This is a genomic window from Pseudomonas sp. H3_C08 (assembly GCF_054669455.1).
In genome coordinates this window covers 4,679,137-4,705,133 of record NZ_CP162803.1, presented here as the reverse complement: position 1 = coordinate 4,705,133, position 25,997 = coordinate 4,679,137, and the positions used below count along the sequence as shown (strand labels likewise).

The 25,997-nt window shown below is 60.7% G+C and carries 17 protein-coding genes; 14 read left to right on the top strand and 3 right to left on the bottom strand.

Annotated elements, in window-relative coordinates; genetic code table 11:
* Positions 1 to 148 precede the first annotated feature (148 nt).
* The 6 genes from dgcB to AB4N74_RS21485 all read left to right on the top strand — a co-directional run bounded on the left by dgcB (position 149) and on the right by AB4N74_RS21485 (position 11,969).
* A complete protein-coding gene (dgcB, locus tag AB4N74_RS21510) occupies positions 149 to 2,098 on the top strand; it encodes a dimethylglycine demethylation protein DgcB (protein WP_257356458.1) in 1,950 nt (649 codons plus the stop codon).
* Complete coding sequence (etfA, locus tag AB4N74_RS21505) at positions 2,098 to 3,318, top strand: electron transfer flavoprotein subunit alpha (RefSeq protein ID WP_093429901.1); 1,221 nt, start codon at positions 2,098 to 2,100, stop codon at positions 3,316 to 3,318. The genes dgcB and etfA overlap by 1 nt, the downstream gene beginning before the upstream one ends.
* A 9-nt stretch (positions 3,319 to 3,327) precedes the next feature.
* A complete protein-coding gene (etfB, locus tag AB4N74_RS21500; RefSeq protein WP_460097180.1) occupies positions 3,328 to 4,098 on the top strand; it encodes an electron transfer flavoprotein subunit beta in 771 nt (256 codons plus the stop codon).
* A gap of 1,144 nt (positions 4,099 to 5,242) precedes the next feature.
* Positions 5,243 to 8,695: an alpha/beta fold hydrolase gene (locus tag AB4N74_RS21495; RefSeq protein WP_460089133.1), complete on the top strand. Its 3,453-nt coding sequence runs from the start codon at positions 5,243 to 5,245 to the stop codon at positions 8,693 to 8,695.
* 136 nt (positions 8,696 to 8,831) lie between these two features.
* On the top strand, positions 8,832 to 10,700 hold the full coding sequence (locus AB4N74_RS21490; RefSeq protein ID WP_460097179.1) for a c-type cytochrome: 1,869 nt from the start codon (positions 8,832 to 8,834) through the stop codon (positions 10,698 to 10,700).
* A gap of 24 nt (positions 10,701 to 10,724) precedes the next feature.
* Complete coding sequence (locus AB4N74_RS21485) at positions 10,725 to 11,969, top strand: metallophosphoesterase family protein (protein WP_414927143.1); 1,245 nt, start codon at positions 10,725 to 10,727, stop codon at positions 11,967 to 11,969.
* 96 nt (positions 11,970 to 12,065) lie between these two features.
* Here AB4N74_RS21485 and gbcA read toward each other — a convergent pair whose 3' ends face one another.
* Positions 12,066 to 13,361 (bottom strand): glycine-betaine demethylase subunit GbcA, encoded by a 1,296-nt coding sequence (gene gbcA, locus AB4N74_RS21480; protein ID WP_093429906.1) that lies wholly within the window; start codon positions 13,359 to 13,361, stop codon positions 12,066 to 12,068.
* 297 nt (positions 13,362 to 13,658) lie between these two features.
* Here gbcA and gbcB point away from each other — a divergent pair, with 297 nt between their 5' ends.
* Positions 13,659 to 14,759 carry a glycine-betaine demethylase subunit GbcB gene (gbcB, locus tag AB4N74_RS21475; RefSeq protein WP_093429907.1) on the top strand — a complete coding sequence of 367 codons (1,101 nt, stop codon included), beginning with the start codon at positions 13,659 to 13,661 and terminating at the stop codon, positions 14,757 to 14,759.
* A 180-nt stretch (positions 14,760 to 14,939) separates the two neighbouring features.
* On the opposite strand, the gene AB4N74_RS21470 is transcribed toward gbcB, so the two are convergent.
* On the bottom strand, positions 14,940 to 15,764 hold the full coding sequence (locus tag AB4N74_RS21470; RefSeq protein WP_116254354.1) for an SDR family oxidoreductase: 825 nt from the start codon (positions 15,762 to 15,764) through the stop codon (positions 14,940 to 14,942).
* 203 nt (positions 15,765 to 15,967) lie between these two features.
* Entirely contained in the window at positions 15,968 to 17,008 is a 1,041-nt protein-coding gene (locus tag AB4N74_RS21465; RefSeq protein WP_093429910.1) for a threonine aldolase family protein, read from the bottom strand.
* A 126-nt stretch (positions 17,009 to 17,134) separates the two neighbouring features.
* Between AB4N74_RS21465 and AB4N74_RS21460 the strand changes: the two genes are divergently transcribed.
* From AB4N74_RS21460 to purU, 7 genes are all read left to right on the top strand, one after another.
* Positions 17,135 to 17,845: a TraX family protein gene (locus AB4N74_RS21460; protein WP_460097175.1), complete on the top strand. Its 711-nt coding sequence runs from the start codon at positions 17,135 to 17,137 to the stop codon at positions 17,843 to 17,845.
* A gap of 274 nt (positions 17,846 to 18,119) precedes the next feature.
* The gene (gene glyA / locus AB4N74_RS21455) at positions 18,120 to 19,373 is read left to right on the top strand and encodes a serine hydroxymethyltransferase (protein WP_108225128.1); all 1,254 of its coding nucleotides are present in this window, start codon (positions 18,120 to 18,122) and stop codon (positions 19,371 to 19,373) included.
* A 20-nt stretch (positions 19,374 to 19,393) separates the two neighbouring features.
* Complete coding sequence (locus AB4N74_RS21450; RefSeq protein ID WP_034155011.1) at positions 19,394 to 20,644, top strand: sarcosine oxidase subunit beta; 1,251 nt, start codon at positions 19,394 to 19,396, stop codon at positions 20,642 to 20,644.
* 14 nt (positions 20,645 to 20,658) lie between these two features.
* Positions 20,659 to 20,988: a sarcosine oxidase subunit delta gene (locus AB4N74_RS21445; RefSeq protein ID WP_007913119.1), complete on the top strand. Its 330-nt coding sequence runs from the start codon at positions 20,659 to 20,661 to the stop codon at positions 20,986 to 20,988.
* Positions 20,985 to 24,002 (top strand): sarcosine oxidase subunit alpha, encoded by a 3,018-nt coding sequence (locus AB4N74_RS21440; RefSeq protein WP_460097173.1) that lies wholly within the window; start codon positions 20,985 to 20,987, stop codon positions 24,000 to 24,002. The genes AB4N74_RS21445 and AB4N74_RS21440 overlap by 4 nt, the downstream gene beginning before the upstream one ends.
* Positions 24,003 to 24,183: 181 nt before the next feature.
* Positions 24,184 to 24,816: a sarcosine oxidase subunit gamma gene (locus AB4N74_RS21435; RefSeq protein WP_008086919.1), complete on the top strand. Its 633-nt coding sequence runs from the start codon at positions 24,184 to 24,186 to the stop codon at positions 24,814 to 24,816.
* 217 nt (positions 24,817 to 25,033) lie between these two features.
* Positions 25,034 to 25,891: a formyltetrahydrofolate deformylase gene (gene purU, locus AB4N74_RS21430; RefSeq protein ID WP_064589552.1), complete on the top strand. Its 858-nt coding sequence runs from the start codon at positions 25,034 to 25,036 to the stop codon at positions 25,889 to 25,891.
* Positions 25,892 to 25,997: the final 106 nt, after the last annotated feature.

Sequence of the window (25,997 nt, the reverse complement as noted above, 5' to 3'; positions counted from 1 at the left end):
CTGTGGGAGCGAGCTTGCTCGCGAAAGCGGTGGATCAGTCGACATCGATGTTGAATGTCAGTCCGCCTTCGCGAGCAAGCTCGCTCCCACAGTGACCGAGTAAGGCAACTCGACCTGCAAGACCCTGCGGTCTTTGGGAGCTTCACCTATGTTGAACACCCTTCTTCCAATCCTGTTGTTCGCCGCCCTGGGCCTTGGTGTCCTTGGCGCGTTGCGACGGGTAGCGATGTGGCGCCGGGGCCGGGCCTCGAAGGTCGATCTGATCGGCGGCCTGTTCGCCATGCCCAAGCGCTACATGGTCGACTTGCACCATGTCGTGGCGCGGGACAAATACATCGCCAACACCCACGTGGCCACGGCCGGCGGTGCGGTGGCGTCGATTGTGCTGGCGCTGCTGGTGCATGGTTTTGGCCTGCACAATCGCATCCTCGGTTATGCCTTGCTGCTGATGACGGCGGTGATGTTCGTCGGTGCGATCTTCGTTTATCTGCGTCGGCGCAACCCGCCGGCGCGGCTGTCGAAAGGCCCGTGGATGCGCCTGCCGAAAAGCCTGCTGGCGTTCTCGGCGTCGTTCTTTCTGCTGACCTTGCCAGTGGCCGGAATTCTTCCGGTGAACTTTGGCGGCTGGATACTCGCGGTCATCCTCGGGATCGGCGTGTTGTGGGGCGTGTCGGAACTGTTCTTCGGCATGACCTGGGGCGGGCCGATGAAACACGCCTTTGCCGGTGCCTTGCACTTGGCCTGGCACCGTCGCGCCGAACGTTTTGGCGGCGGCCGTTCCACGGGTTTGAAGCCGTTGGATCTCAATGATCCGTCAGCGCCGTTGGGTGTTGAGAGACCCAAGGATTTCACCTGGAACCAGTTGCTCGGCTTTGACGCCTGCGTGCAGTGCGGCAAGTGCGAAGCGGCGTGCCCGGCCTTCGCCGCCGGCCAGCCGTTGAACCCGAAAAAACTGATTCAGGACATGGTCGTCGGCCTCGCTGGCGGCACCGATGCCAAGTTCGCCGGCAGTCCGTATCCCGGCAAACCAATTGGCGAGCACGGCGGCAATCCACATCAACCCATCGTCAACGGTCTGGTCGATGCCGAAACCCTTTGGTCGTGCACCACCTGCCGTGCCTGCGTCGAGGAGTGCCCGATGATGATCGAGCACGTCGACGCCATCGTCGACATGCGCCGGCACCTGACCCTGGAAAAAGGCGCGACCCCGAATAAGGGCGCCGAGGTCCTCGAAAATCTGATCGCCACCGACAACCCCGGCGGTTTTGCCCCGGGCGGACGGATGAACTGGGCAGCGGACTTGAACCTCAATCTGCTCAGCGAGAAGAAATCCACTGACGTGCTGTTCTGGGTCGGCGACGGTGCCTTCGACATGCGCAACCAGCGCACTTTGCGCGCGTTCGTCAAAGTGCTGAAAGCGGCGAAAATCGACTTCGCCGTGTTGGGGCTGGAAGAACGTGACAGCGGTGACGTGGCCCGTCGTCTGGGCGATGAAGCGACCTTCCAGTTGCTCGCCAAACGCAATATCCAGACCCTGGCCAAATACAGCTTCAACCGCATCGTCACCTGCGATCCGCACAGTTTCCATGTGCTGAAAAACGAATATGGCGCCTTCGACGGCAACTACCTGGTGCAGCACCACAGCACCTACATGGCGGAAATCATTCAGGCCGGTGCGCTGAACCTCGGTCAGCACAAAGGCAACAGCGTGACCTATCACGATCCGTGTTACCTCGGTCGTTACAACGGCGAGTACGAAGCGCCGCGCGAAGTGCTGCGTGCCCTCGGCATCGAGGTCAAAGAGATGCAACGTTCCGGCTTCCGCTCGCGTTGCTGCGGCGGCGGTGGCGGGGCGCCGATCACCGACATTCCGGGTAAGCAACGGATTCCTGATATGCGCATGGAAGACATCCGCGAGACCGGCGCCGAACTGGTGGCCGTGGGTTGTCCACAGTGCACGGCGATGCTCGAAGGCGTGGTCGAACCGCGTCCGCTGATCAAGGACATCGCCGAACTGGTGGCCGACGCGTTGCTCGAAGACGCCGCGCCCAACAAGCCTGCCACCCCGGCCAAACGTGAACCTGCGGAGGCCCATTGATGAGCGACATTATCCGCCGCGACCCACGCGCCGAATGGATTGCGCGTAACCGCCTGCATCCGCTGCACGCGGCGATGCAACCGGCGCAACACAGCTGGATGGGGCCCAACGGCATCATCCGCAAGAACCTGCACGGTATTGGTTTTATCGGCCCCAACGGCATCAAGCGGATCGATCGCAGCGGCGCGCAACAGGGCGGGGCGGTCAAACGTTCGGCCACGGTTGAAGTGCAATTGCCGCTGCATCAGGTGCCGGCCCCGGCGTTCTATATCAGTGTGGTGCCGGACATGGTCGGCGGCCGCCTGAGCAGCCACGATCGCGACTTGCTCGGCCTCGCCCATCAACTCGCCGGCAATGACGGCGCGGTGCTGGCGGTGGTCTTTGGCGAGCACAAGGAAAACGCCTTCGCCACAGCAGGCGTCGATCGCTTGCTGGTGCTCGAAGGCGAAGCCTTTAGTGGTTATGCACCGGAGCAACGCGTGCAAGGTTTGCGCGCTGTGGATAACCAGTTCAACCCGCGTCACTGGCTGCTCCCCGACAGTCGCAGCGGTGGCGGCGAACTCGGCCGGCGTTTTGCCGCTGCACTGGGCGAGCGCCCGGCCACGCGGGTCTGGCAGGTCAAGGATCAGGAGTGCATCGGTCGTGCCGGTGCGGGTCTGCAAGACCTCGCCCGTCCGTTCGCACGGTTGATTCTGGCCGCCGCTGAATGCGCCGAACCGGTCAGCGAAACCCGTCATGAAGCGTTGCCGGTGGAGTTATCCACAAGTGTCGCTCGTAGCCTGTCGCGGATTGAAGATCTCGGCGCCGTGGCGGTCGACCCGGCAGCAATTCCTATGGCCGAAGCGGAGTTCATTTTCTCCGGCGGCAACGGCGTCAAGGACTGGGCGCTGTTCCACGAAACGGCGGCGGCACTCGGCGCTACCGAAGGCGCGTCGCGGGTGGCGGTGGACGATGGCTTCATGGCCCGTGATCGCCAGGTCGGCGCGTCCGGCACCTGGGTTACCGCGCGGGTGTATGTCGCGGTGGGGATTTCCGGGGCGATCCAGCACCTGCAAGGCATTGGTGCCTGTGACAAGGTGGTGGCGATCAACCTCGATCCGGGTTGCGACATGATCAAGCGTGCCGACCTCTCTGTGATCGGCGAGAGCGCAGAGATTCTTCAGGCGTTGATCGAGGCGGTGGCGGCTTACCGCAACGAAGCCAAGCGCGATGCGGCTTAAGGAAACGCTATGAACACGAAAGTAATCAGTCTGGTTTCAATCGGCGCTCACCCTACTTCCGGGCGGCCACGCCGCGCTGATCAGGACGCGCGCGCCGTGGAACTGGGTTTGCAACTGGCTGGGGATAACTTGCAAGTGCTGCATGCCGGCGACGTTGCGGAGCCGGCGTTGCGCGCCTATCTGGGCATGGGTCTTGAGCAGATGCATGTGCTGGAGCAACCGGCTGGTGCCGATGCGCTGCCGGCGCTGACCGCGTATCTGCGTGATGCCGGTGCGCAGGTGGTGCTGACCGGCAGCCAGGCGGAAACCGGCGAAGGTTCGGGGATGTTGCCGTTCTTGCTGGCGGAAGGTCTGGGCTGGCCGCTGGTGGTGGGCCTAGCGCAGGTCGAGTCGATCAACGACGGCTCGGCGCTGGTGCTGCAAGCGTTGCCGCGCGGGCAGCGGCGCCGGTTGAAAGTGAAACTGCCGTTTCTGGCGACTGTGGATAACGCTGCGCCGAAGCCTCGGCAGAGTGCTTATGGACCGGCGCGACGCGGGGTTTTGCAGGCTGAAGACGTTGAGGTGGTGGACGATGAGTTGCTCGCGGTCGGCACTTTGCAACCCGCCAAGCCACGGCCGAAACGCTTGAAGGTGATCAAGGCCAAGAGCGGGGCGGACCGGATGAAAGCCGCGACGGCCAAGGCCAGTGGGGGCGGGGGGCAAGTGCTCAAGGGTGTTACCCCTCAGGCCGGTGCTGAAGCGATCCTCAAGTTGCTGATTGAAGAAGGCGTTGTCCGCTGAAAAGCCCCTCACCCTAGCCCTCTCCCAGAGGGAGAGGGGACCGACCGAGTGGTATTGGCTAATTACATCGACCTGCGATTGCGCGGTGACCTTGGCTTGGCCAAGCCTGAGATCGCAATGTTCGTTCAGGTCGATGGAGTTCAAATAGGCGATTCGGTCGGCTCCCTCCCCCTCCGGGAGAGGGCTGGGCGGGCGGCGTTCCGATGAGGGTAGGCGGTTTACCCACAATCCCTGTTGGCGGATCTGTGGATAACGTGTTCGCCCATCCCTGCACCCCGCGCCAATCAAGCCCTACAGCCCTCCGATCAAAAAACGACCAGCCTAAGTCACGGATTTTCAGGGCTTTTTCGGCAGGATAACTCAGCAAGTTGCCCCCAATCTCTGTTGGCGCTTCTGTGGATAAGATGTTCGCTATCCGCTGCGACCCATACAAAACGTGGCCTGCGAAGGATTGATCGAAAAACAATCAAATCATCTGTTTCTACGCAAAATTCCCACGTAAACCCCGATTTCACACAATCACCAACGTTTTTCCACAGCACAGGCAAAGTTACCCCCGATCTCTGTTGGTGCTTCTGTGGATAACGTGTTTGCCATCCTCTGAAAGCCATGAAAGGCGTGGCTTTAAAGCTTGTGATCAAAAAACAACCAATGCGTCTCGCAAACCGTGCTTCTGGATAAGTCACGATTTTTCTTCACAAATCAGTGAGTTATTTTCCCGTTCATCCACAGTTACCCCCATTTGCTGTGGGTGGCTATGTGGATAACTTGTTTGCCAAACCTTGCAAGCCCCGTCCGGCATAGTCCAAACGGCAATTGATCACATTTCATACAGTTCTAAGACGTTGCCTTGACTTCGATTCCTGCGCTGTCTTCACTGCAATGGCACAAGGACAGCCGTCACTTATCCACATCAGGTTCTGGGAGAACGCATGATGGATAGTCAGCCGCACCGCCCCCCGCCCTCGCCACGCAAGCGCACGCTACGACGCGCCGCCAATCAGCACGCTCGCCTGTAGCGCGGCCCACCTGCCAGACCGCTGTGCTGTCGCCGGACTTGATCCGGTGGCCAGGTGCCCGTTCGCCCATCGATTGCAGGCAACCGCAGAGTTGCCCCCATCTGCCTGATTAGAGGAACCACCTCATGACACGGATCGCAACGCCCATCAGCGAGATCAAGGAACACTACGATGTGATTGTCATTGGTTCAGGCTACGGCGGCGGCATTGCTGCCTCGCGCCTGTCCCGTGCCGGCAAACGTGTGTGCCTGCTCGAACGCGGTCGGGAAATCCAGCCCGGCGAATACCCCAACACCATGATCGCCGCCACCGAGGAACTGCAGGTGCATGACCCGGATGGCCATATCGGCTCGCGCACCGGGCTGTTCGACTTGCATGTGAATGCCCAGCAGAACGTCGTGGTCGGTTGCGGCCTCGGCGGCACGTCGCTGATCAATGCCAACGTGGCCCTCGAACCGGAGCCGGGCGTATTCGATGATCCGCGCTGGCCGCAAGCAGTGCGTGAACACCGCGATACGCTGCTCAAGGACGGTTATGCCCGCGCCCGGGAAATGCTCAAACCCAATCCTTACCCGAACACTGCGCCGAACCTGCCCAAACTCGACGCCAACAAGAAATCCGCGGATTACCTCAAGCAAGGCGCGCATTTCTACAAGCCGCCGATCAACGTGACCTTCGACAAGCTGCCGAACAACCTCAACCATGTCGGCGTCGAGCAACTGCCGTGCAACCAGTGCGGCGACTGCGTTTCGGGCTGTAACAACAAGGCCAAGAACACCACGCTGATGAACTATCTGCCGGACGCCTGGAATCACGGCGCGGAGATTTTCTGTCAGGCCGAAGTGCGGCACCTGGAGCGTGATGGTGAAGGCTGGATCGTGCACTTCCAGTACCTCGACAGCGGGCGGGAGATGTTCAGCGCGCCGACGTTGTTCGTGAAGGCCGACATCGTCGTGGTCTCCGCCGGCACCCTCGGCTCCACGGAAATTCTTCTGCGCACGCGCGACAAAGGCGTGGTGATGTCCGCCCAGCTCGGCGAGAACATGAGCGGCAACGGCGACATCCTCGGCTTCGGCCACAACTGCGAGCAGACCATCAACGGCATCGGTTTCGGTGCGCACCCGGCCAAGGAACTGCACCCGGTCGGCCCGTGCATCACCTCGGTGATCGACATGCGCACGGAAGGCGACTGGCGCAGCCGCATGGTCATCGAGGAGGGCTCGATCCCCGGCGCGCTCGGCCGGCCGATGGTGCCGGCCATGGCCGGGTTTGCCGAGATGATCGGCGTGGCCACGGATGACAGCTTCAGCGGCAAGGTGAAATACAAGGCGCGTGAAGCGGAAAGCTTTCTGCGCGGCCCGTATTACGGTGCACTGCACAACATGCAGACTTACCTGATCATGAGCCACGACAGCGGCCAGGGACGGATGGTCCTCGACAACAAGGATCAACTGCGTATCGACTGGCCGGGCGTTGGCGAGCAGGAGAACTTCAAGCTCGGCAACGAACGTCTGCAGCAGAGCACCAAGGCACTGGGTGGCGTGTGGGTGGAGAATCCGATCTGGACCAAACTGCTCAAGCACAGCATCGTCTCGGTGCACCCGTTGGGCGGTTGCGTAATGGGCGAAGACGCGGCGCAAGGCGTGGTCAATCACAAGGGGCAGGTGTTCAGCGGTGCCAGCGGCACGGATGTTTACGCTAATTTGTACGTGACTGACGGCGCGGTGATTCCGACGTCGCTGGCGGTCAATCCGCTGCTGACCATCTCCGCGGTGAGTGAGCGCAACATGGGCTTGCTCGCCGCCGACCGTGGCTGGCAGATCGACTACACGCTGCCTTCGGCACCGCGCAAACAGGTGGCGCCGCCAACCCTCGGCGTGCAGTTCACCGAAACCATGAAAGGCTATTTCTCTCGCGCCTTCACCGCGGCGCAAAGCACTGATCTGAAAGTCTACGAAGCGGCGGCCAAACGCGGTGAGGCGGACAATTCGCCGATCGACTTCACCCTGACCATCACCGCCAACGACCTCAACCGCATGATCAAGGAGCCCGAGCACGCGGCAACCATTGTCGGCACGGTGATTGCTCCGGCACTGTCGCCACAACCGCTGACCGCCAGCAATGGCGTGTTCAACCTGTTCGAGCAATTCGAGCAACAGGTCGATACGCGCCACATGAAGTACGACATGAAACTGACCGCCGAAGACGGCAACGACTATTTCTTCAGCGCCTTCAAAACCGTACCGGAAGACAACGGCGTGCTGAATATCTGGCACGACACCAGCACGCTGTACGTGACGCTGTATCGCGGGCCGGACAAGACCGGTGAGGTGATCGGTTCCGGGGTGATGCACATCCATCCGACCGATTTCGCCAAACAGATGACCACCATGAAAGTGCTCAATGCGCGTAACGAACGTGAGCGCATTGAAGGCCTGGCGCGGTTCGGCAAGTTCTTCGCCGGGATCCTCTGGGAAAGTTACGGCGGGGTGTTTGCCGGGGATATTTACTTCAACCCGGATGCACCGCCACGCCTGAAACGACCGCTGGATGCGCCGACGCCAGCGGTGCATTTCTTCCCCACCGAGGACGGTGTCGAGTTGCGCCTGACCCGGTATCAGGCCGGGAGCAAAGGCCCGGTGATGCTGGTGCATGGTTTGGGCGTCGGCTCGAATATCTTTTCCACCGACACCATCCAGACCAACCTGCTGGAATATCTGTGCAAACACGATTACGACGTGTGGTTGCTTGATTTCCGCGTGAGCATTTTGCTGCCGGCGAGCAAGAAGGAATGGAACGGCGACCAGATTGCCCAATACGATTTCAAGGCTGCCATCGCGCAGATTCAGCAGCAGACCCAGGCCAAGGACGTGCAGTGCGTGGTGCATTGCTACGGCGCAACGACCTTCTTCATGTCGTTGCTCGCCGGTTTGCAGGGTGTGCGTTCGGTGGTCTGCTCGCAGATTGCCGCTGACACCGTAGTTGCCACTGCCACAGGGCTGAAGGCCGGATTGCACCTGCCGGGGATGCTCGATGCGATCGGCATCAAGTCGATGACCGCTTACGCCGACAGCAAGGAAAACTGGTTCAACAAACTCTACGACAAGGCCCTCAACGGCTACGCGCGGATCGAGGCGCAGGGTTATTGCACCAACCCGGTGTGCCACCGCATCACCTTCATGTACGCGTCGCTGTATCGCCACGACACCCTCAACGAAACCCTGCACGACAACCTGCACGAGTTGTTCGGCGAGTCGAATATCGAGACCTTCGAGCACCTGGCGCTGATCGTGCGCAAAGGGCACCTGGTGGATTTCAAAGGCAACGATGTGTACATGCCGCACTTCGATCGCCTGACCATGCCGATCTGCTTCATCAGCGGTGCCGACAACCAGTGTTACCTGCCGGAAAGCACCCTCAAGACCTATCAGCGCTTGTGCGAAATGCATGGGCCGGAGCGCTATAGCCGGCAAGTGGTGCCGGGCTATGGCCACATCGACTGCATGTTCGGCAAGAACGCAGTGGTCGATGTCTATCCGATCATCCTTGAACACCTGGAGAAAACGGCCCTCGGTTGACTATTGACCGAGTCGAATGCTTCGCGAGCAAGCTCGCTCCCACAGGGGCACGCATTCCAATGTGGGAGCGAGCTTGCTCGCGAAAGCGGTAGGTCAGGCGCTACACCTCTTGGGTCTGCACAAGGAAATGGATGACATGGACAGCTACATCCGCTGGTTTCAACGCTTCATCTGGATCGGCATTGCGATGAACATGGTGTTCGCCCTCCCTGCGCTGTTCGCGCCGGGGTTGCTGACATCGGTGGTCGGGCTGCCGCCGCAACTCTCTGACCCATGGCTGGAGAACGCCGGGATGCTGCTGGTCGGCATCAGCGTGTTTTACATGCCGTCGGGTTTCAACGCGCCGCGTTACGTGGTGCATTCCTGGTTGTGTGTGCTGACGCGATTGATCGCGGTGATTTTCTGGATTTACCTGATCAACACCAGCTCTCAAGGCTCGGTATTCGTGCCGATGTTGATGGGCGATCTGAGCTTCTTTCTGATCCTCGGCATTCTGCTCTACCTCGGCACCGCGCCGGAGAATCGCCCTTGGGCATTGCTTTGCGATGGCTGGCGCGAGTGGCGCACGGCGTGGCAGCGGCAATGGCAGAGTCACGCCTTCAAGGTAGGCACGCTGTTTGTCGTCGCGGTGCTCGGTTTCATCGGTTACGAGACTTGGTATCAGATGCTGCGAGTGGTGCCGGAGCAGGAATACGCCTCCGACGAAGACCACTACAAGTACGCTGCCATCGGCCTCGGCATCGAAGCGCGCATCCCGTATTACCTGTTCGCCGTGCTGCCGCAGATGTGCCCGGAGAAAATGCCCAAACCCGGTGGCTGGGAGGTTTTCGGCTTCCTCTTTGAAAACGGCAAGGACCTGCCGATCGGCATGGCCAAGCGGCAGATCGGTTACCCGACGGTAGAGCCGAACTGCGCGCTGTGCCACACCGGCTCCTACCGCGCCAATGCCAGCGACGTCGCCGTCAATGTGCCCAGCGCGCCGGCCAACACCCTGCAACTGCAAGCCTTCCAGTGGTTCGCTTACGATTGCGCCAGCGATCCGAAATTCACCACCGACGCGGTGATGGCGGCGATCAACAGCAAGTTTCAGTTGGGCTTCTTCGAGAAGCTCTACAACCGCTACCTGATCATGCCGATGGCCAAAAGCGCACTGCTCAAGCAGAAGCAGGCCTACGCCTGGCAGAAGCTGCGTCCGCAACAAGGCCCGGGGCGCACCGACACCTTCAACCCGACGAAAATGGTCGTGTTCGGCTTCCCGGATGACTCGACGATCGGCACCGTCGACCTGCCGCAAGTATGGAACCAGAAACCCCGCGAATCGATGTACCTGCACTGGGACGGCAATAACAACAAGATCCACGAACGCAACTACGCCGCCGCGATGGCGGTGGGCGCGACGCCGGAATCGGTGTTGCCGCCGAGCTTCAACCGCGTGACCAACTGGCTGCTCGGGCACAAGGCGCCGGCGTGGCCGTGGGCGCTGGATCAGGCCAAGGTCGCCCAGGGCAAACCGATCTGGGAGGCCAACTGCGCGGCTTGTCATGACTTCGGGCGCGCCGATACCGGGCAGGTCACGACCAACATCGATCAGCTCGGCACTGATCCGCACCGGCTCGACTCGTTCACCACGGGGCTGGTCGCCGCGTTCCACACCTTCAAAAAACCGCCGTTCGATTTCGGCGCCTACCGCAAGACCCAGAGCTACAGCAATACGCCCACCGACGGCGTCTGGTTGCGCGCACCGTACCTGCACAACGGCTCGGTGCCGACCCTGTGGGACTTACTGCAACCGCCGGAAAAACGTCCGCAGGTGTTCATCACCGGCTCGGATATTTACGACCCGGTCAACGTCGGTTTCGTCACCAGCGGCGCTCAGGCCAAAGCCTCGGCGGACTTCAAATACGACACGCGCCTGGAGGGCAATCACAACAGCGGCCACCTGTACGGCACGACGCTGTCGGACGACGACAAACGCGCGCTGATCGAATTCATGAAAACCCTGTGAACCTTACGGAAAGAGGATTACGCCATGTCACTGGTCAGTCATTGGGAACACGAGTACGACAAGGTCAAAGTGCGCATTCACGGCTTGTTCACGCGCATGGAAATGGCCTGGATGAAACTCATCAGCGAGCTGGAGCCGCAGGAGTTTCAGGCGATCATCAAGCTGCTGCAACGCGGACATGATCAGGCGCAGTACGTGCTGAAGAACGGCGAGTTGCCGGACGACGAACCGAGCGTACCCTGGGAGCTGTCCCACGGTCTGTCGATCCTGCGCATCGGCAATGCCACGCCGTTGCCGCAGTCCACTGATCAACTGGCGACCCGGGTGCTCAAGGACGGCAGCCTGCTCGGCTGTCGCAAGTGGGAACTGCTGGATCTGCTGTGGAGCGAGGCGCTGCTGAAGTGGATCGAAAACCTGCGCCATCACGCGACCTTCGGTACTGACCCGGCGGTGGTGCAAATGGATCGCGACGTGACCCTGGCGATTGCCGGCGACTGGGGCACCGGGCCGTTCGACAGTCATGCGCCGGCGGTGTCGGTGGCCAATCAGATGCAACTGGCCCAGGCCGATTTCACCATTCATTTGGGCGATGTGTATTACGCCGGCAGTCATTCCCAGGAAGACGTCGACATGGCCGGTTGGCCGATGGGTACGCATGGCTCGTTTACCCTCAATTCCAACCACGAGATGTACAGCGGCGCCCACGGCTACTTCAAGGAACTGGCCAAGCGTTTTCCGGGGCAGCAGGGCACCAGTTACTTCGCCTTGATCAACGATGACTGGCTGGTGGTAGGGCTGGATTCTGCGTACGCGTCTGATGCGATGAATTTGTACATGGACGGCACTTTGAACGAGCCGCAGATCGCGTGGATGAAAGGCCTGCCAAAACGCAAAAAGCTCATGGTGCTCAGCCATCATCAGGGCTTCGATATTTCCGGGCACAACAAGACCGCGCTGTATCAACCGGTGTGCGATGCGCTGGGGCGTGAGCCGGATTACTGGTATTGGGGGCATCTGCACAACGGCATCGTGTACGCGCAGCAGGGCGGTTTGCATGCGCGTTGTGCCGGGCACGGGGCCATTCCCTATGGCAATGCCAGTGAACTGGACGGGCATTCGCGGGTGTTGTGGTCGGAGACGCAGGATGCCAAGGACCCGGCATATCCGCTGCGGGTGTTGAACGGGTACGCAAAAATCAGGTTGGTGGGGGAGGAGATATTTGAGGAGTTTATTGGTGAGGATGGATCGGTGAGGTGGTCATCGAAGTGATGCAGCGATTGTAATGACGCCATCGCGAGCAGGCTCACTCCTACAATTGGAATGCGTTCCCCTGTAGGAGTGAGCCTGCTCGCGAAGCTTTTGCTTTTAGCCTTGGACAGGCACGCCTTTGAGGTATGGCGCCGGCTCGGCGCCGAGGTTGCTCAGCAAGCGCTCGCTGTACCAATCAACGAAGTTGACCACGCCAAACTCATAAGTCTTGGAGTAAGGCCCGGGCTGGTAGGCGGTGGAGTTGATCCCGCGCTGGTTCTCTTCGGCCAGACGACGATCCTGATCGTTGGTCGCGTCCCACACCTGGCGCATACGGTCGACGTCGTAATCGACGCCTTCCACTGCATCTTTGTGCACGATCCACTTGGTGGTGACCATGGTTTCCTGCGCGCTGATCGGCCACACGGTGAAGACGATGATGTGATCGCCCATGCAGTGGTTCCACGAGTGCGGCAGGTGCAGGATGCGCATCGAACCCAAATCCGGGTTCTTGATCCGGCCCATCAATTTCGCGCAGCCCTGTTTGCCGTCGAGAGTCATCGACACGGTGCCCTTGAGCAGCGGCATGCGCACGATGCGGTTGCGCAGGCCGAAGCTGGCGTGGGCGTAAGGGATCTTCTCGGCTTCCCAGGCAGCGGCGGAGGCGGCGACGTGATCCTTGAACGCCTGATCGGCGCGCGGGTCGGTGACGTCGTCCCATTCCAGCAAGGTTTTCAGCAGTTCCGGGTGCGACGCGTTGCAGTGGTAGCACTCGCGGTTGTTTTCCAGCACCAGTTTCCAGTTGGCCTTTTCCATCAAGGTGGTGGTGATCGCCACCTTGGTGTTCTCCATGTCGTACGGTTCCATGTAATGGTTCAGCGTCGACAGGAAGTCATCAATGGCCGGCGGGTTCTCGGCCAGGCTGATGAAGATGTAGCCGCCGGCAGTCTTCACGTTCACCGGTTTGAGGCCGTACTGCTTCATGTCGAAGTCGGCGCCCATCTCGGTGCCGGCGAACAGCAGGCGACCGTCCAGCTCGTACGTCCACTGGTGGTAGTGGCAGACCAGTTTGGCAACCTTGCCTTTTTCGCTGGTGCACAGGCGCGAGCCACGGTGGCGGCAGACGTTATGGAACGCGTGCACCACGCCTTCGGCGCCACGGATGACGATGATCGGGTTTTTGCCGACCTGCAGGGTCAGGTAGTTGCCCTTGGCCGGGATCTCGCAGGTCATGCCGGCGATCAACCACTCTTTCTGGAAGATCTCCTGCATGTCGATATCGAACAGCCGCTCGTCGCTATAGAACGGTTGTGGTAGCGAGAACGTCCGCTCGCGCTCCTGGAGCATTTGTGCGGTGGCCTTGCGTGCGGGTTCCAGCGGATCGCCCAGGCTGATTTTTGCGGTGACGTCCATCGATGTGATCCTCATGGCCATCTGCGTGGCCGGCGAAAAGTGGCTGATCAGGTGTGCTGCTAACGGTTGCTACGCAAGGTGTAAAGAATCTGTATTGGTGTTGGGGCGAGTGTGGGGCCGGCGCTGCCGCGAACCTTATCCATGGGCGACATGGTGCAATCTGTTCCCGACGCGCAACCCCCGGTGGTTGGGGGCTGGTCGCGATAAGTATGCCGATGTCGCGGATAGGTAAACGGACGGTTCACGCTATACGCAGAATCGCCGACATGAGGCCGACAGTCGGCCGTGGAGAACAGCATGTCCAACAGCTTCCTGAATCCGGTCACCACCCAGACCTGGGCCAATGGCCGACACATCGTCCGTTGCGTCAAAGTCATCCAGGAAACCTGGGACGTGCGCACCTTCTGCTTTATGGCCGACCAGCCGATCCTGTTCTTCTTCAAACCCGGGCAGTTCGTGACCCTGGAGCTGGAAATCGAAGGCCAGCCGATCATGCGTTCGTACACGATCTCCAGTTCGCCGTCGGTGCCGTACAGCTTTTCGGTAACGATCAAACGTGTGCCGGGCGGCAAGGTCTCCAACTGGTTGCACGACACGCTGCATGAGGGGCAAGAGCTGGCGGTGCACGGGCCGGTTGGGCTGTTCAATGCCATCGATTTCCCGAGCCCGAAAGTGCTGTACCTCAGCGGCGGCGTCGGGATCACGCCGTGCATGTCGATGGCGCGCTGGTTCTACGACACCAACGCCAACGTCGACATGACCTTTATCCACAGCGCGCGCTCGCCGAAAGACATCATCTATCACCGCGAGCTGGAACACATGGCGTCGCGGATCGACAACTTCAGCCTGCACCTGATTTGCGAGAAGCACGGGCTGGGCGAGCCGTGGGCCGGCTATCGCGGCTATCTGAATCACAAGATGCTCGAGCTGATGGTTCCCGACTTCCTTGAGCGCGAAGTGTTCTGCTGCGGCCCGACGCCGTACATGAACGCGGTCAAGCGCCTGCTGGAAGTGGCAGGTTACGACATGTCGCGTTATCACGAGGAATCCTTCGGCGCTACGCCACCGGAAGCTCGTGCCGATGCGGTGGAGCAGGCGGAGCAGGCAGCGGATGCACCGGAAATCGATGCAGCGGATCTGCATCAGGTCGAATTCACTTCGTCTGGCAAGAGCATTCGTGTGGCACCGGGTGAGACGGTGCATGCGGCGGCGGCCAAGCTTGGCTTGATGATTCCGAAGGCGTGCGGGATGGGGATTTGCGGCACGTGCAAGGTGATGAAGCTGGGCGGCGAGGTGGAGATGGAACACAACGGCGGGATTACCGAGGATGACGAGGCTGAAGGGTTTATCTTGTCGTGCTGCAGTGTGCCTAAAGGGGATGTGCGAATCGATTTTTGAGTGGTTCGAATTTTTGCGCACGGCTTGCCCCTCACCCCAGCCCTCTCCCGAGGGAGAGGGAGCCGATTTTTGGGCTTTTCAAAATGTGAGTTCGGCTCGGTATTTCACGTCGGCGTAACTCTGATAAACACCACGGTCAGTCCCCTCTCCCTCTGGGAGAGGGCTAGGGTGAGGGGCTTTTCAGTCGATAAACAAATCCGTCATCAACGCCGCATTACTCCCCGGTTCAAACCGGTAATGCTCAAATTCGCCAACGCCGCTCTCCCGCAAAATCTCCTCATCAATCAACAACCGCCCGGTAATCTGCCGCCCGCTGCTATCCAGAATCACATGCGCCGCATCCGCCATGATCGCTGGCGTTCGCGCCTGCTTGAACGACTCCCGATTACCCAACTGAAATTCAATCGCCGCCGTCGCAATCATCGTCTGCGGCCACAACGAATTGACACTGATCCCGTAATTGGCAAATTCCTCGCTCATCCCGATCGTCAGCATGCTCATGCCGTATTTGGTCACGGTGTAAGGGCTGAACTGGGCAAACCATTTGCTCGCCAGATTCAGCGGCGGCGACAGGTTGAGAATGTGTCCGGCGGATTTCTTCAAATAGGGCAGGGCGGCCTGACTGCACAGCAACACCGCGCGGGTGTTGATCTGATGCATCAGGTCGAAGCGTTTGAGCTCGATGTGTTGCACACCGGTGAGTTTGATCGCCCCGGCGTTGTTCACCAGTGCATCGATGCCGCCGAAATGATCGTTGGCCTGAGCCAGTGCCTGGCGTACGGCGTCTTCATCACGCACATCGACTTGCAGGGCTAAAGCCTTGCCACCCGCCGCTTCGACTTCGGCGGCGACGCTGTGGATGGTGCCGGGCAGTTTGGCGTGGGGTTCGGCGCTCTTCGCCGCAATCACGATATTGGCCCCGTCCCTCGCGGCCCGTAGCGCAATCTCGCGGCCAATGCCACGGCTGGCGCCGGTGATGAACAGGGTTTTGCCTTGTAACGACATGCCGATGCTCCTGCTTATTGTTATGTGAGCGGAGGGTTCGACAGACAATGTAGACCAAGTCTTCAGGTGCGAACGAGGAGGGCTGAGTGGGCGAGTTTTTGTGGGAGCGAGCCTGCTCGCGAAAGCGGTGTGTCATTCAACATCTGTGTTGTTTGACACGGCCTCTTCGCGAGCAGGCTCGCTCCCACAGGGGAGGGGGTCTATCAGGCGGACATGACTTCGCGGATGTCCCGAGCCAGTTCGCGGACGCGTTCTTCTTCCGTGTCCCAGGAGCACATGAAGCGCGCGCCGCCCTTGCCGATGAAGGTGTAGAAGCGCCAGTTTTTTGCGGTCAGCGCGGCAATCGCCGGTTCCGACAGTTGCAGGAACACGCCGTTGGCCTGCACCGGGAACATCAGTTCCACGCCTGGAATGTCGCTGACCAGCTCGGCCAGCAATTGCGCGCAGTGGTTGGCGTGGCGGGCGTATTTCAGCCAGGCGCCGTTTTCGAGAATGCCGACCCAGGGTGCCGAGAGGAAACGCATTTTCGACGCCAGTTGCCCGGCCTGTTTGCAGCGGTAATCGAAATCTTCGGCGAGTTTGTGGTTAAAGAACAGGATTGCTTCACCCACGGCCATGCCGTTCTTGGTGCCGCCGAAGCACAGCACATCGACACCGGCCTTCCAGGTCAGATCCGCCGGCGAGCAGCCGAGGAACGCGCAGGCGTTGGAGAAACGCGCGCCGTCCATGTGCAGGTGCAGACCCAGCTCTTTGCAGGTGGCGCTGATGGCGCGGACTTCTTCCGGGGTGTAGACGCTGCCGACTTCGGTGGCTTGGGTCAGGGTGACCACACGCGGTTTCGGGTAGTGAATGTCCTGGCGCTTGAGCGCGACTTCGCGGATCGATTGCGGGGTGATCTTGCCGTTTTCGGTGCCAGCGATCAGCAGTTTCGAGCCGTTGGAGAAGAATTCCGGGGCGCCGCATTCGTCGGTTTCGACGTGGGCGGTTTCCGAGCAGATCACGCTGTGGTAACTCTGGCACAGCGACGACAGGGCCAGCGAGTTGGCGGCGGTGCCGTTGAAGGCGAAGAACACTTCGCAGTCGGTTTCAAACAATTGGCGGAAATGGTCGGCCGCGCGTGCGGTCCATTCATCGTCGCCATACGCGCGCTGGTGGCCGTGGTTGGCCTGTTCCATCGCAGCCCAGGCTTCAGGGCAGATTCCGGAATAGTTGTCGCTGGCGAATTGTTGGCTCTTGTCGGTCATGGCCGGCTTCCGTGGTCGAGACTCTTGTGAAGGCTCGTGGTCAATGAGGGTGCGCACTTTACCGAAGATCTTCCGGGGAGCACACGGGATGTCACGTTCAGGAAATTACCAGTTTGTAGGACGATTATGCACCTGAGCAAACGCGACGGCGCGCTGGATCTGCTCAAGTGGCTGGCGCTGCTGAGCATGTTGCTCGATCACCTGCGATATGCCGGGTTCTCCGCCGATTGGCTGTATGTGCCTGGGCGGCTGGCGTTTCCGTGGTTTTGCCTGGCGATGGCGGCGAATCTGGCGCGCGACGGGTCGCGGAGGATGGAATGGCGCTATCTGGGCTGGTTGATGCTGTTCAGTGCAGTCAGTGAGATTCCCTATCGGCTGTACATTCCTGAGCCCGATACGTTGAACGTGATGCCGACGCTGGCGTTGGGCTTGCTGGTGGCGCGGGGGTGGCAGGATCCCTCGAGCATGTCGCGATTGCTGGGTGTTGCTGCGCTGGTGTTGGCCGCCATGTTTCCGGAACGACTGATGTTCGGCTTGTTCGGCGTCCTGCTGCCGTTGGCGATGCTGCTGGTGTTTCGCCGGCCGTGGTATTTCAACCTGCTGCCGGGGTTGGTGTGTTTGGCGGCCAACCAATGGCAAGTCCTGTACGACTCGGCGAGGTTCGGCAGTAGCGTCGCCATCCTCGGGATTGCCATTTGTCTGTTTGCGCCAGTGCTCGGGCTGTTCCTGTTGCGACATGTGCGACATCTCCAGCCACCGCCGATGCGGCGCTGGGCTTACGCCCTGTATCCCGCGCATTTCCTCCTGCTACTCGCCATCCGCACGGCATACACCTGACCCCTGTGGGAGCGAGCCTGCTCGCGAAGAGGCCGGCACATCCAACATAGAAGTTGGCTGACCGACCGCTTTCGCGAGCAGGCTCGCTCCCACAGGGGATCTGCGGCGTTTCGAAGAGAGCATTTCCAGCCATGTCGTAAACGCACCTTTGCGTGGCGCGCGCAGGCATTTGAGCTGTCTGCGCCGGTCATACCATCGGCATCAAAGGGCACTGCCTTCAATGCCAGTGCCTTACCGAGACGAATGGCGCACAGATGCCGCTGGGAGAGACGCGATGTTCAGCAAGCAAGACCAGATCCAGGGTTACGATGATGCACTGCTGGCGGCGATGAATGCCGAGGAGCAACGTCAGGAAGATCACATCGAGCTGATCGCGTCGGAGAACTACACCAGCAAACGCGTCATGCAAGCGCAAGGCAGCGGCCTGACCAACAAATACGCCGAAGGTTATCCGGGCAAGCGCTACTACGGTGGCTGCGAGCATGTGGATAAAGTCGAAGCGCTGGCCATCGAACGCGCCAAGCAACTGTTCGGCGCCGATTACGCCAACGTCCAGCCGCACTCCGGTTCTTCGGCCAACAGCGCCGTGTACCTGGCGCTGATCCAGCCGGGCGACACCATCCTCGGCATGAGCCTGGCCCACGGCGGGCACCTGACCCACGGCGCTAAGGTGTCGTCTTCGGGCAAGCTCTACAACGCCGTGCAGTACGGTATCAACACCGACACCGGGCTGATCGATTACGACGAAGTCGAGCGTCTGGCCGTCGAGTGCAAGCCGAAAATGATCGTCGCCGGGTTCTCCGCGTACTCCAAGACCCTCGACTTCCCGCGCTTCCGTCAGATCGCTGACAAGGTCGGTGCGCTGCTGTTTGTCGACATGGCCCACGTTGCCGGTCTGGTCGCCGCCGGTCTGTACCCGAACCCGCTGCCGTACGCCGACGTGGTCACCACCACCACGCACAAAACCCTGCGCGGTCCACGTGGCGGCTTGATCCTGGCCAAGTCCAACGAAGAGATCGAGAAGAAGCTCAATGCTGCCGTGTTCCCCGGCGCCCAGGGCGGCCCGCTGATGCACGTCATCGCCGGTAAAGCCGTGTGCTTCAAGGAAGCGCTGGAGCCAGGCTTCAAGGCGTATCAGCAACAGGTGATCGACAACGCTCAGGCGATGGCCAGCGTGTTTATCAAACGTGGCTACGATGTAGTGTCCGGCGGCACCGACAATCACTTGTTCCTGGTCAGCCTGATCCGTCAGGGCCTGACCGGCAAAGACGCCGACGCCGCCCTCGGCCGCGCGCACATCACCGTCAACAAGAACGCCGTGCCGAACGATCCGCAGTCGCCATTCGTGACCTCGGGCCTGCGCATCGGCACCCCGGCCGTCACAACTCGCGGCTTCAAGGTGACCCAGTGCGAAGTGTTGGCCGGCTGGATTTGCGACATCCTCGACAACCTCGGCGATGCCGATGTCGAGGCCAATGTTGCCCAGCAAGTGTCGGCCCTGTGCGCAGACTTCCCGGTTTATCGCTGAGCGTTCTGGAGTAAATGACTATGCAACGCTATTCGGGCTTCGGCCTCTTCAAACACTCCCTCAGCCACCACGAAAACTGGCAGCGCATGTGGCGCACGCCAACGCCGAAGAAGGTCTACGACGTGGTCATCGTCGGCGGCGGCGGGCACGGTCTGGCGACGGCTTACTACTTGGCCAAAGAACACGGCATCACCAACGTCGCCGTGGTCGAGAAGGGCTGGCTGGGCGGCGGTAACACCGCGCGCAACACCACCATCGTGCGGTCCAACTACCTGTGGGACGAGTCGGCGCACCTCTACGAACACGCGATGAAATTGTGGGAAGGCCTGTCGCAGGATCTCAACTACAACGTGATGTTCTCCCAGCGTGGCGTCTACAACCTGTGCCACACCCTGCAGGACATCCGTGATTCCGAGCGTCGGGTCAGCGCCAACCGCCTCAATGGCGTCGATGGCGAACTGCTCAACGCCAAGCAAGTCGCTGACGAGATTCCGTACCTCGACTGCTCGAAAAACACTCGCTACCCAGTGTTGGGCGCGACTGTTCAGCGTCGCGGCGGCGTTGCCCGTCACGATGCCGTGGCCTGGGGCTTTGCCCGTGCCGCTGACGCCCTCGGTGTCGACTTGATCCAGCAGACCGAAGTGATCGGCTTCCGCAAGGAAAACGGCGTGTGCATCGGTGTCGAAACCAACAAGGGCTTCATCGGCGCCAAGCGCGTCGGCGTGGTCACGGCCGGTAACTCCGGGCACATGGCCAAACTCGCCGGTTTCCGCCTGCCGATCGAATCCCACCCGCTGCAAGCGCTGGTGTCCGAGCCGATCAAACCGATTATCGACAGCGTGATCATGTCCAACGCGGTGCACGGTTACATCAGCCAGTCCGACAAGGGCGACCTGGTGATCGGCGCCGGTATCGACGGCTACAACGGCTACGGCCAGCGTGGTTCGTACCCGGTGATCGAACACACCATTCAGGCCATCGTCGAGATGTTCCCGGTGTTGTCCCGCGTACGCATGAACCGCCAGTGGGGCGGCATCGTCGACACCACCCCGGACGCTTGCCCGATCATTTCGAAAACCCCGGTACCGAACATGTTCTTCAACTGCGGTTGGGGCACCGGTGGCTTCAAGGCCACACCTGGCTCGGGCAACGTGTTTGCCGCGAGTCTGGCCAAGGGTGAAATGCACCCGTTGGCCGCACCTTTCTCCATCGACCGTTTCCACAACGGTGCGTTGATCGATGAACACGGCGCTGCTGCGGTTGCCCACTAACAGGAGAAATCCCCATGTTGCATATCTTCTGTCCTCACTGCGGCGAGTTGCGCTCCGAAGAGGAATTCCACGCATCCGGCCAGGCGCACATTCCGCGCCCGCTGGATCCAGGCGCCTGCACCGACGAGGAGTGGGGCGACTACATGTTCTTCCGCGATAACCCGCGCGGTCTGCACCACGAACTGTGGGATCACGTTGCCGGTTGCCGCCAGTACTTCAACGTCACCCGCGACACCGTGACCTACGAGATTCTCGAAACCTACAAGATCGGCACCAAGCCGCAATTCACCGACAAGGCTGATTCGGCGAAAACAGCCACGACGGCGCTGGGAGAGAAGGTATGAGCCAGACCAATCGCCTGTCCAACGGTGGACGGATCGACCGCAACAAAGTGCTGAGCTTCACCTTCAACGGTCAGAGCTACAAAGGCTTCGAGGGTGACTCGCTGGCCGCCGCACTGATCGCCAACGGCGTCGATATCATCGGCCGCAGCTTCAAGTATTCGCGTCCGCGCGGGATTTTCGCTGCTGGTGCCGAAGAGCCGAACGCGGTGCTGCAGATCGGTGCTACCGAAGCCACGCAGATTCCCAACGTGCGCGCCACGCAACAGGCGTTGTATCAAGGCCTGGTTGCGACCAGCACCAACGGCTGGCCGAGCGTCAACAACGACATGATGGGTATTCTCGGCAAGGTCGGCGGCAAGCTGATGCCGCCGGGTTTCTACTACAAAACCTTCATGTACCCGCAGTCGTTCTGGATGACCTACGAGAAGTACATTCGCAAGGCTGCCGGTCTGGGCCGTTCGCCGACCGAGAATGATCCGGACACCTACGACTACATGAACCAGCACTGCGACGTGCTGATCGTCGGTGCTGGCCCGGCCGGTCTCGCCGCTGCCCTGGCCGCTGCGCGCAGCGGTGCCCGAGTGATTCTTGCCGATGAGCAGGAAGAGTTCGGTGGCAGCCTGCTCGATTCCCGCGAAAGCCTCGACGGCAAACTGGCGATGGACTGGGTCGCCAGCGTCATCACGGAACTGAAGAACACCCCGGATGTGCTGCTGTTGCCGCGCGCCACGGTCAACGGTTACCACGACCACAACTTCCTGACCATTCACGAACGCCTCACCGATCACCTCGGCGACCGTGCGCCAATCGGTCAGGTGCGTCAGCGTATTCACCGTGTTCGCGCCAAGCGTGTGGTGCTGGCGACCGGTGCTTGCGAGCGTCCGCTGGTTTACGGCAACAACGATGTGCCGGGCAACATGCTTGCCGGTGCGGTGTCGACTTACGTGCGTCGTTACGGCGTAGCACCGGGCAAGAAGCTTGTCCTCAGCACCAACAACGATCACGCCTACCGCGTGGCACTGGATTGGCTCGACGCCAGTCTGCAAGTGGTGGCCATCGCCGATGCGCGCAGCAATCCGCGTGGTGCGCTGGTGGAAGAAGCCCGCGCCAAAGGCATCCGCATCCTCACCGGCAGCGCCGTGATCGAAGCCCGTGGCAGCAAGCGCGTCACCGCTGCTCGTATTGCCGCGATCGATGTCAAAGCGCACGCCGTGACCAGCCCGGGCGAATGGCTCGACTGCGATGTGATCGCCAGTTCCGGCGGTTACAGCCCGGTCGTTCACTTGGCCTCGCACCTCGGTGGCAAGCCGACCTGGCGTGAAGACATCCTCGGTTTCGTACCGGGCGAAGCACCGCAGAAACGCGTGTGCGTCGGTGGCATCAACGGCGTTTACGGTCTCGGTGATTCGCTGGCTGACGGTTTTGAAGGTGGCGTGCGCGCTGCCGCTGAAGCGGGTTTCCAGACCGTCGAAGGCGTGCTGCCAAAAGCCCTGAGTCGTCTCGAAGAGCCGACGCTGGCGCTGTTCCAGGTGCCGCATGAAAAGAACACCGCACGGGCGCCGAAGCAATTCGTCGACCTGCAAAACGACGTGACCGCCGCCGCCATCGAACTGGCAACCCGCGAAGGTTTCGAGTCGGTCGAGCACGTTAAACGCTACACCGCACTGGGCTTCGGCACCGATCAGGGCAAGCTCGGCAACGTCAACGGTCTGGCCATCGCGGCCCGCTCGCTGAACGTGACCATCCCGCAGATGGGCACCACCATGTTCCGTCCGAACTACACGCCGGTGACTTTCGGCGCCGTGGCCGGTCGTCATTGCGGGCACATCTTCGAACCGGTGCGCTACACCGCGCTGCATGCCTGGCATGTGAAGAACGGTGCCGAGTTTGAAGACGTCGGGCAGTGGAAACGTCCTTGGTACTTCCCGAAAAACGGTGAAGACCTGCATGCCGCCGTGAAGCGCGAATGCAAAGCCGTGCGCGACAGCGTCGGCCTGCTCGACGCCTCGACCCTCGGCAAGATCGACATTCAAGGCCCGGATGCCCGCGAGTTCCTCAACCGCGTGTACACCAACGCCTGGACCAAACTCGACGTGGGCAAGGCGCGCTACGGTTTGATGTGCAAAGAAGACGGCATGGTCTTCGACGACGGTGTGACGGCGTGCCTGGCGGACAACCATTTCGTCATGACCACCACCACCGGCGGCGCGGCGCGCGTGCTGCAGTGGCTGGAGCTGTACCACCAGACCGAATGGCCGGACATGAAGGTTTACTTCACCTCCGTCACCGACCACTGGGCGACCATGACCCTGTCCGGGCCGAACAGCCGCAAGCTGCTCAGCGCCGTGACCGACATTGATCTGAGCAACGAAGCGTTCCCGTTCATGACCTGGAAAGAAGGTCTGGTCGGCGGCGTGCCGGCGCGGGTGTTCCGCATCTCGTTCACCGGTGAGCTGTCGTACGAAGTCAACGTCCAGGCCGACTATGCGATGGGCGTGCTGGAGAAAATCGTCGAGGCCGGCAAGCAGTACAACCTGACCCCGTACGGCACTGAAACCATGCACGTCCTGCGTGCCGAGAAGGGCTTCATCATTGTCGGTCAGGACACGGACGGCTCGATGACCCCGGACGACTTGAATATGGGCTGGTGTGTGGGTCGCACCAAACCGTTCTCGTGGATCGGCCAGCGTGGGATGAACCGTGAAGATTGCGTGAAGGATCAGCGTAAGCAGTTGGTCGGCTTGAAACCGATCGATCCGAACGTGTGGCTGCCGGAAGGTGCGCAACTGGTGTTCAACACCAAGCAGGCGATCCCGATGACCATGGTCGGCCACGTGACGTCCAGCTACGCGCACAACTCCCTCGGTTATTCGTTTGCCATGGGTGTGGTCAAGGGCGGTCTGAAGCGCATGGGTGAGCGGGTGTTTGCACCGCTGGCCGACGGCAGCGTGATCGAGGCGGAGATTGTTTCTTCGGTGTTCTTCGATCCGAAGGGTGATCGCCAGAACATCTGACAGCTTCGAGCTCTGTGGGGTGGCGGATATCGCCTTCGCGAGCAAGCTCGCTCCCACAGGTTCTGGGTTGTTAATGGGATTTGTGTCAGGCATCAGTCCAGTGTGGGAGCGAGCTTGCTCGCGAAGGCGGAGTCACAGCCACCACAAGGGCCGGAACCAACAGAATTGATAAAGGTGCTTTATGACCACAGCCAATGTTTACCAACAACGCCCAACCACCGGCGCCAAGGCCGAGTCGTCGCTGCACCATGCCGACCTCGCCAGCCTGGTCGGCAAGGGCCGCAAGAACGCCGGCGTGATCGTGCGGGAAAAGAAACTCCTCGGTCACCTGACCATTCGTGGCGATGGTCACGATGCCGCGTTCGCCGCCGGTGTGCACAAGGCCCTGGGTATCGAACTGCCCGGCGCTCTGAGCGTGATCGTCAAAGGTGAAACCAGCCTGCAATGGATGGGCCCGGACGAGTGGCTGCTGATCGTGCCAAGCGGTGAGGAATTCGCCGCCGAACAGAAACTGCGTGAAGCCCTGGGCGATCTGCACATCGCGATCGTCAATGTCAGCGGCGGCCAGCAAGTGCTCGAACTGAGCGGGCCGAACGTGCGTCAGGTGCTGATGAAGTCCACCAGCTACGACGTGCACCCGAACAATTTCCCGGTGGGTAAAGCGGTCGGCACGGTGTTTGCCAAGTCGCAGTTGATGATTCGCCACACGGCCGAAGACACCTGGGAATTGCTGATTCGTCGCAGTTTTTCGGATTATTGGTGGTTGTGGTTGCAGGATGCTTCGGCTGAGTACGGGTTGAGCGTTCAGGCCTGAAAGATCAAAAGCTACCCCCTCACCCCAGCCCTCTCCCCCAGGGGGGAGAGGGGGGAAGGGAGCCGATCTCGGGTGTTTTTGCGATCTGCATTCACCTTCAGATTTTCAGGTCGGCGTAGCTCGAAAGAACACCTCGGTCAGTCCCCTCTCCCTCTGGGAGAGGGCTAGGGTGAGGGAAAAACCTGACACCCCGCACAAGAACAGGAGTCACCGCACCATGAGCCGCGCCCCAGACACATGGATTCTGACCGCCGACTGCCCCAGCGTCCTCGGCACGGTGGACGCGGTCACGCGTTTTCTGTTCGAGCAGGGCTGCTACGTCACCGAGCACCACTCGTTCGATGACCGCCTCTCCGGGCGTTTCTTCATTCGCGTGGAATTCCGTCAGCCCGACGGTTTCGACGAGCAATCCTTCCGCGCCGGTTTAGCCGAACGTGGTCAGGCCTTCGGCATGGTCTTCGAATTGACCGCGCCGAACTACCGGCCAAAAGTGGTGATCATGGTCTCCAAGGCCGATCACTGCCTCAACGACTTGCTCTACCGCCAGCGCATCGGCCAGTTGTCGATGGATGTGGCGGCGGTGGTGTCCAACCATCCGGATCTCAAGCCATTGGCCGACTGGCACCAGATTCCCTACTACCATTTCCCCCTCGACCCCAACGACAAACCGTCGCAGGAACGTCAGGTGTGGCAGGTGATCGAAGAGTCCGGCGCCGAATTGGTGATCCTCGCCCGCTACATGCAGGTGCTGTCGCCGGAGTTGTGCCGCAAGCTCGATGGCAAGGCGATCAACATTCATCACTCGCTGCTGCCGGGTTTCAAAGGCGCCAAGCCGTATCACCAGGCCTACAACAAAGGCGTGAAACTGGTTGGCGCGACGGCGCATTACATCAATAACGATCTCGACGAAGGGCCGATCATTGCCCAAGGCGTCGAGGCGGTGGATCACAGTCATTACCCTGAGGATCTGATTGCCAAGGGGCGCGATATTGAAGGCCTGACACTGGCCCGTGCTGTTGGATATCACATCGAAAGAAGGGTTTTCCTCAACGCCAATCGCACGGTCGTTCTTTAGATCGCTTTCGCGAGCAAGCTCGCTCCCACATTGGAACGCATACCCCTGTGAGAGCGAGCTTGCTCGCGAAGAGGCCATAACAGGCAACACATAAACAGCATCTGTA

What these genes read in the sequence shown, in the direction of transcription:
- AB4N74_RS21435 (WP_008086919.1), top strand. Translation starts at nt 24,184, where the DNA reads ATGACCACAGCCAATGTTTACCAACAACGCCCAACCACCGGCGCCAAG.
- AB4N74_RS21470 (WP_116254354.1), bottom strand. Translation starts at nt 15,764, where the DNA reads ATGTCGTTACAAGGCAAAACCCTGTTCATCACCGGCGCCAGCCGTGGC.
- glyA (WP_108225128.1), top strand. Translation starts at nt 18,120, where the DNA reads ATGTTCAGCAAGCAAGACCAGATCCAGGGTTACGATGATGCACTGCTG.
- AB4N74_RS21465 (WP_093429910.1), bottom strand. Translation starts at nt 17,008, where the DNA reads ATGACCGACAAGAGCCAACAATTCGCCAGCGACAACTATTCCGGAATC.
- AB4N74_RS21495 (WP_460089133.1), top strand. Translation starts at nt 5,243, where the DNA reads ATGACACGGATCGCAACGCCCATCAGCGAGATCAAGGAACACTACGAT.
- etfA (WP_093429901.1), top strand. Translation starts at nt 2,098, where the DNA reads ATGAGCGACATTATCCGCCGCGACCCACGCGCCGAATGGATTGCGCGT.
- AB4N74_RS21445 (WP_007913119.1), top strand. Translation starts at nt 20,659, where the DNA reads ATGTTGCATATCTTCTGTCCTCACTGCGGCGAGTTGCGCTCCGAAGAG.
- gbcB (WP_093429907.1), top strand. Translation starts at nt 13,659, where the DNA reads ATGTCCAACAGCTTCCTGAATCCGGTCACCACCCAGACCTGGGCCAAT.
- AB4N74_RS21450 (WP_034155011.1), top strand. Translation starts at nt 19,394, where the DNA reads ATGCAACGCTATTCGGGCTTCGGCCTCTTCAAACACTCCCTCAGCCAC.
- dgcB (WP_257356458.1), top strand. Translation starts at nt 149, where the DNA reads ATGTTGAACACCCTTCTTCCAATCCTGTTGTTCGCCGCCCTGGGCCTT.
- etfB (WP_460097180.1), top strand. Translation starts at nt 3,328, where the DNA reads ATGAACACGAAAGTAATCAGTCTGGTTTCAATCGGCGCTCACCCTACT.
- AB4N74_RS21460 (WP_460097175.1), top strand. Translation starts at nt 17,135, where the DNA reads ATGCACCTGAGCAAACGCGACGGCGCGCTGGATCTGCTCAAGTGGCTG.
- gbcA (WP_093429906.1), bottom strand. Translation starts at nt 13,361, where the DNA reads ATGGACGTCACCGCAAAAATCAGCCTGGGCGATCCGCTGGAACCCGCA.
- AB4N74_RS21485 (WP_414927143.1), top strand. Translation starts at nt 10,725, where the DNA reads ATGTCACTGGTCAGTCATTGGGAACACGAGTACGACAAGGTCAAAGTG.
- AB4N74_RS21490 (WP_460097179.1), top strand. Translation starts at nt 8,832, where the DNA reads ATGGACAGCTACATCCGCTGGTTTCAACGCTTCATCTGGATCGGCATT.
- AB4N74_RS21440 (WP_460097173.1), top strand. Translation starts at nt 20,985, where the DNA reads ATGAGCCAGACCAATCGCCTGTCCAACGGTGGACGGATCGACCGCAAC.
- purU (WP_064589552.1), top strand. Translation starts at nt 25,034, where the DNA reads ATGAGCCGCGCCCCAGACACATGGATTCTGACCGCCGACTGCCCCAGC.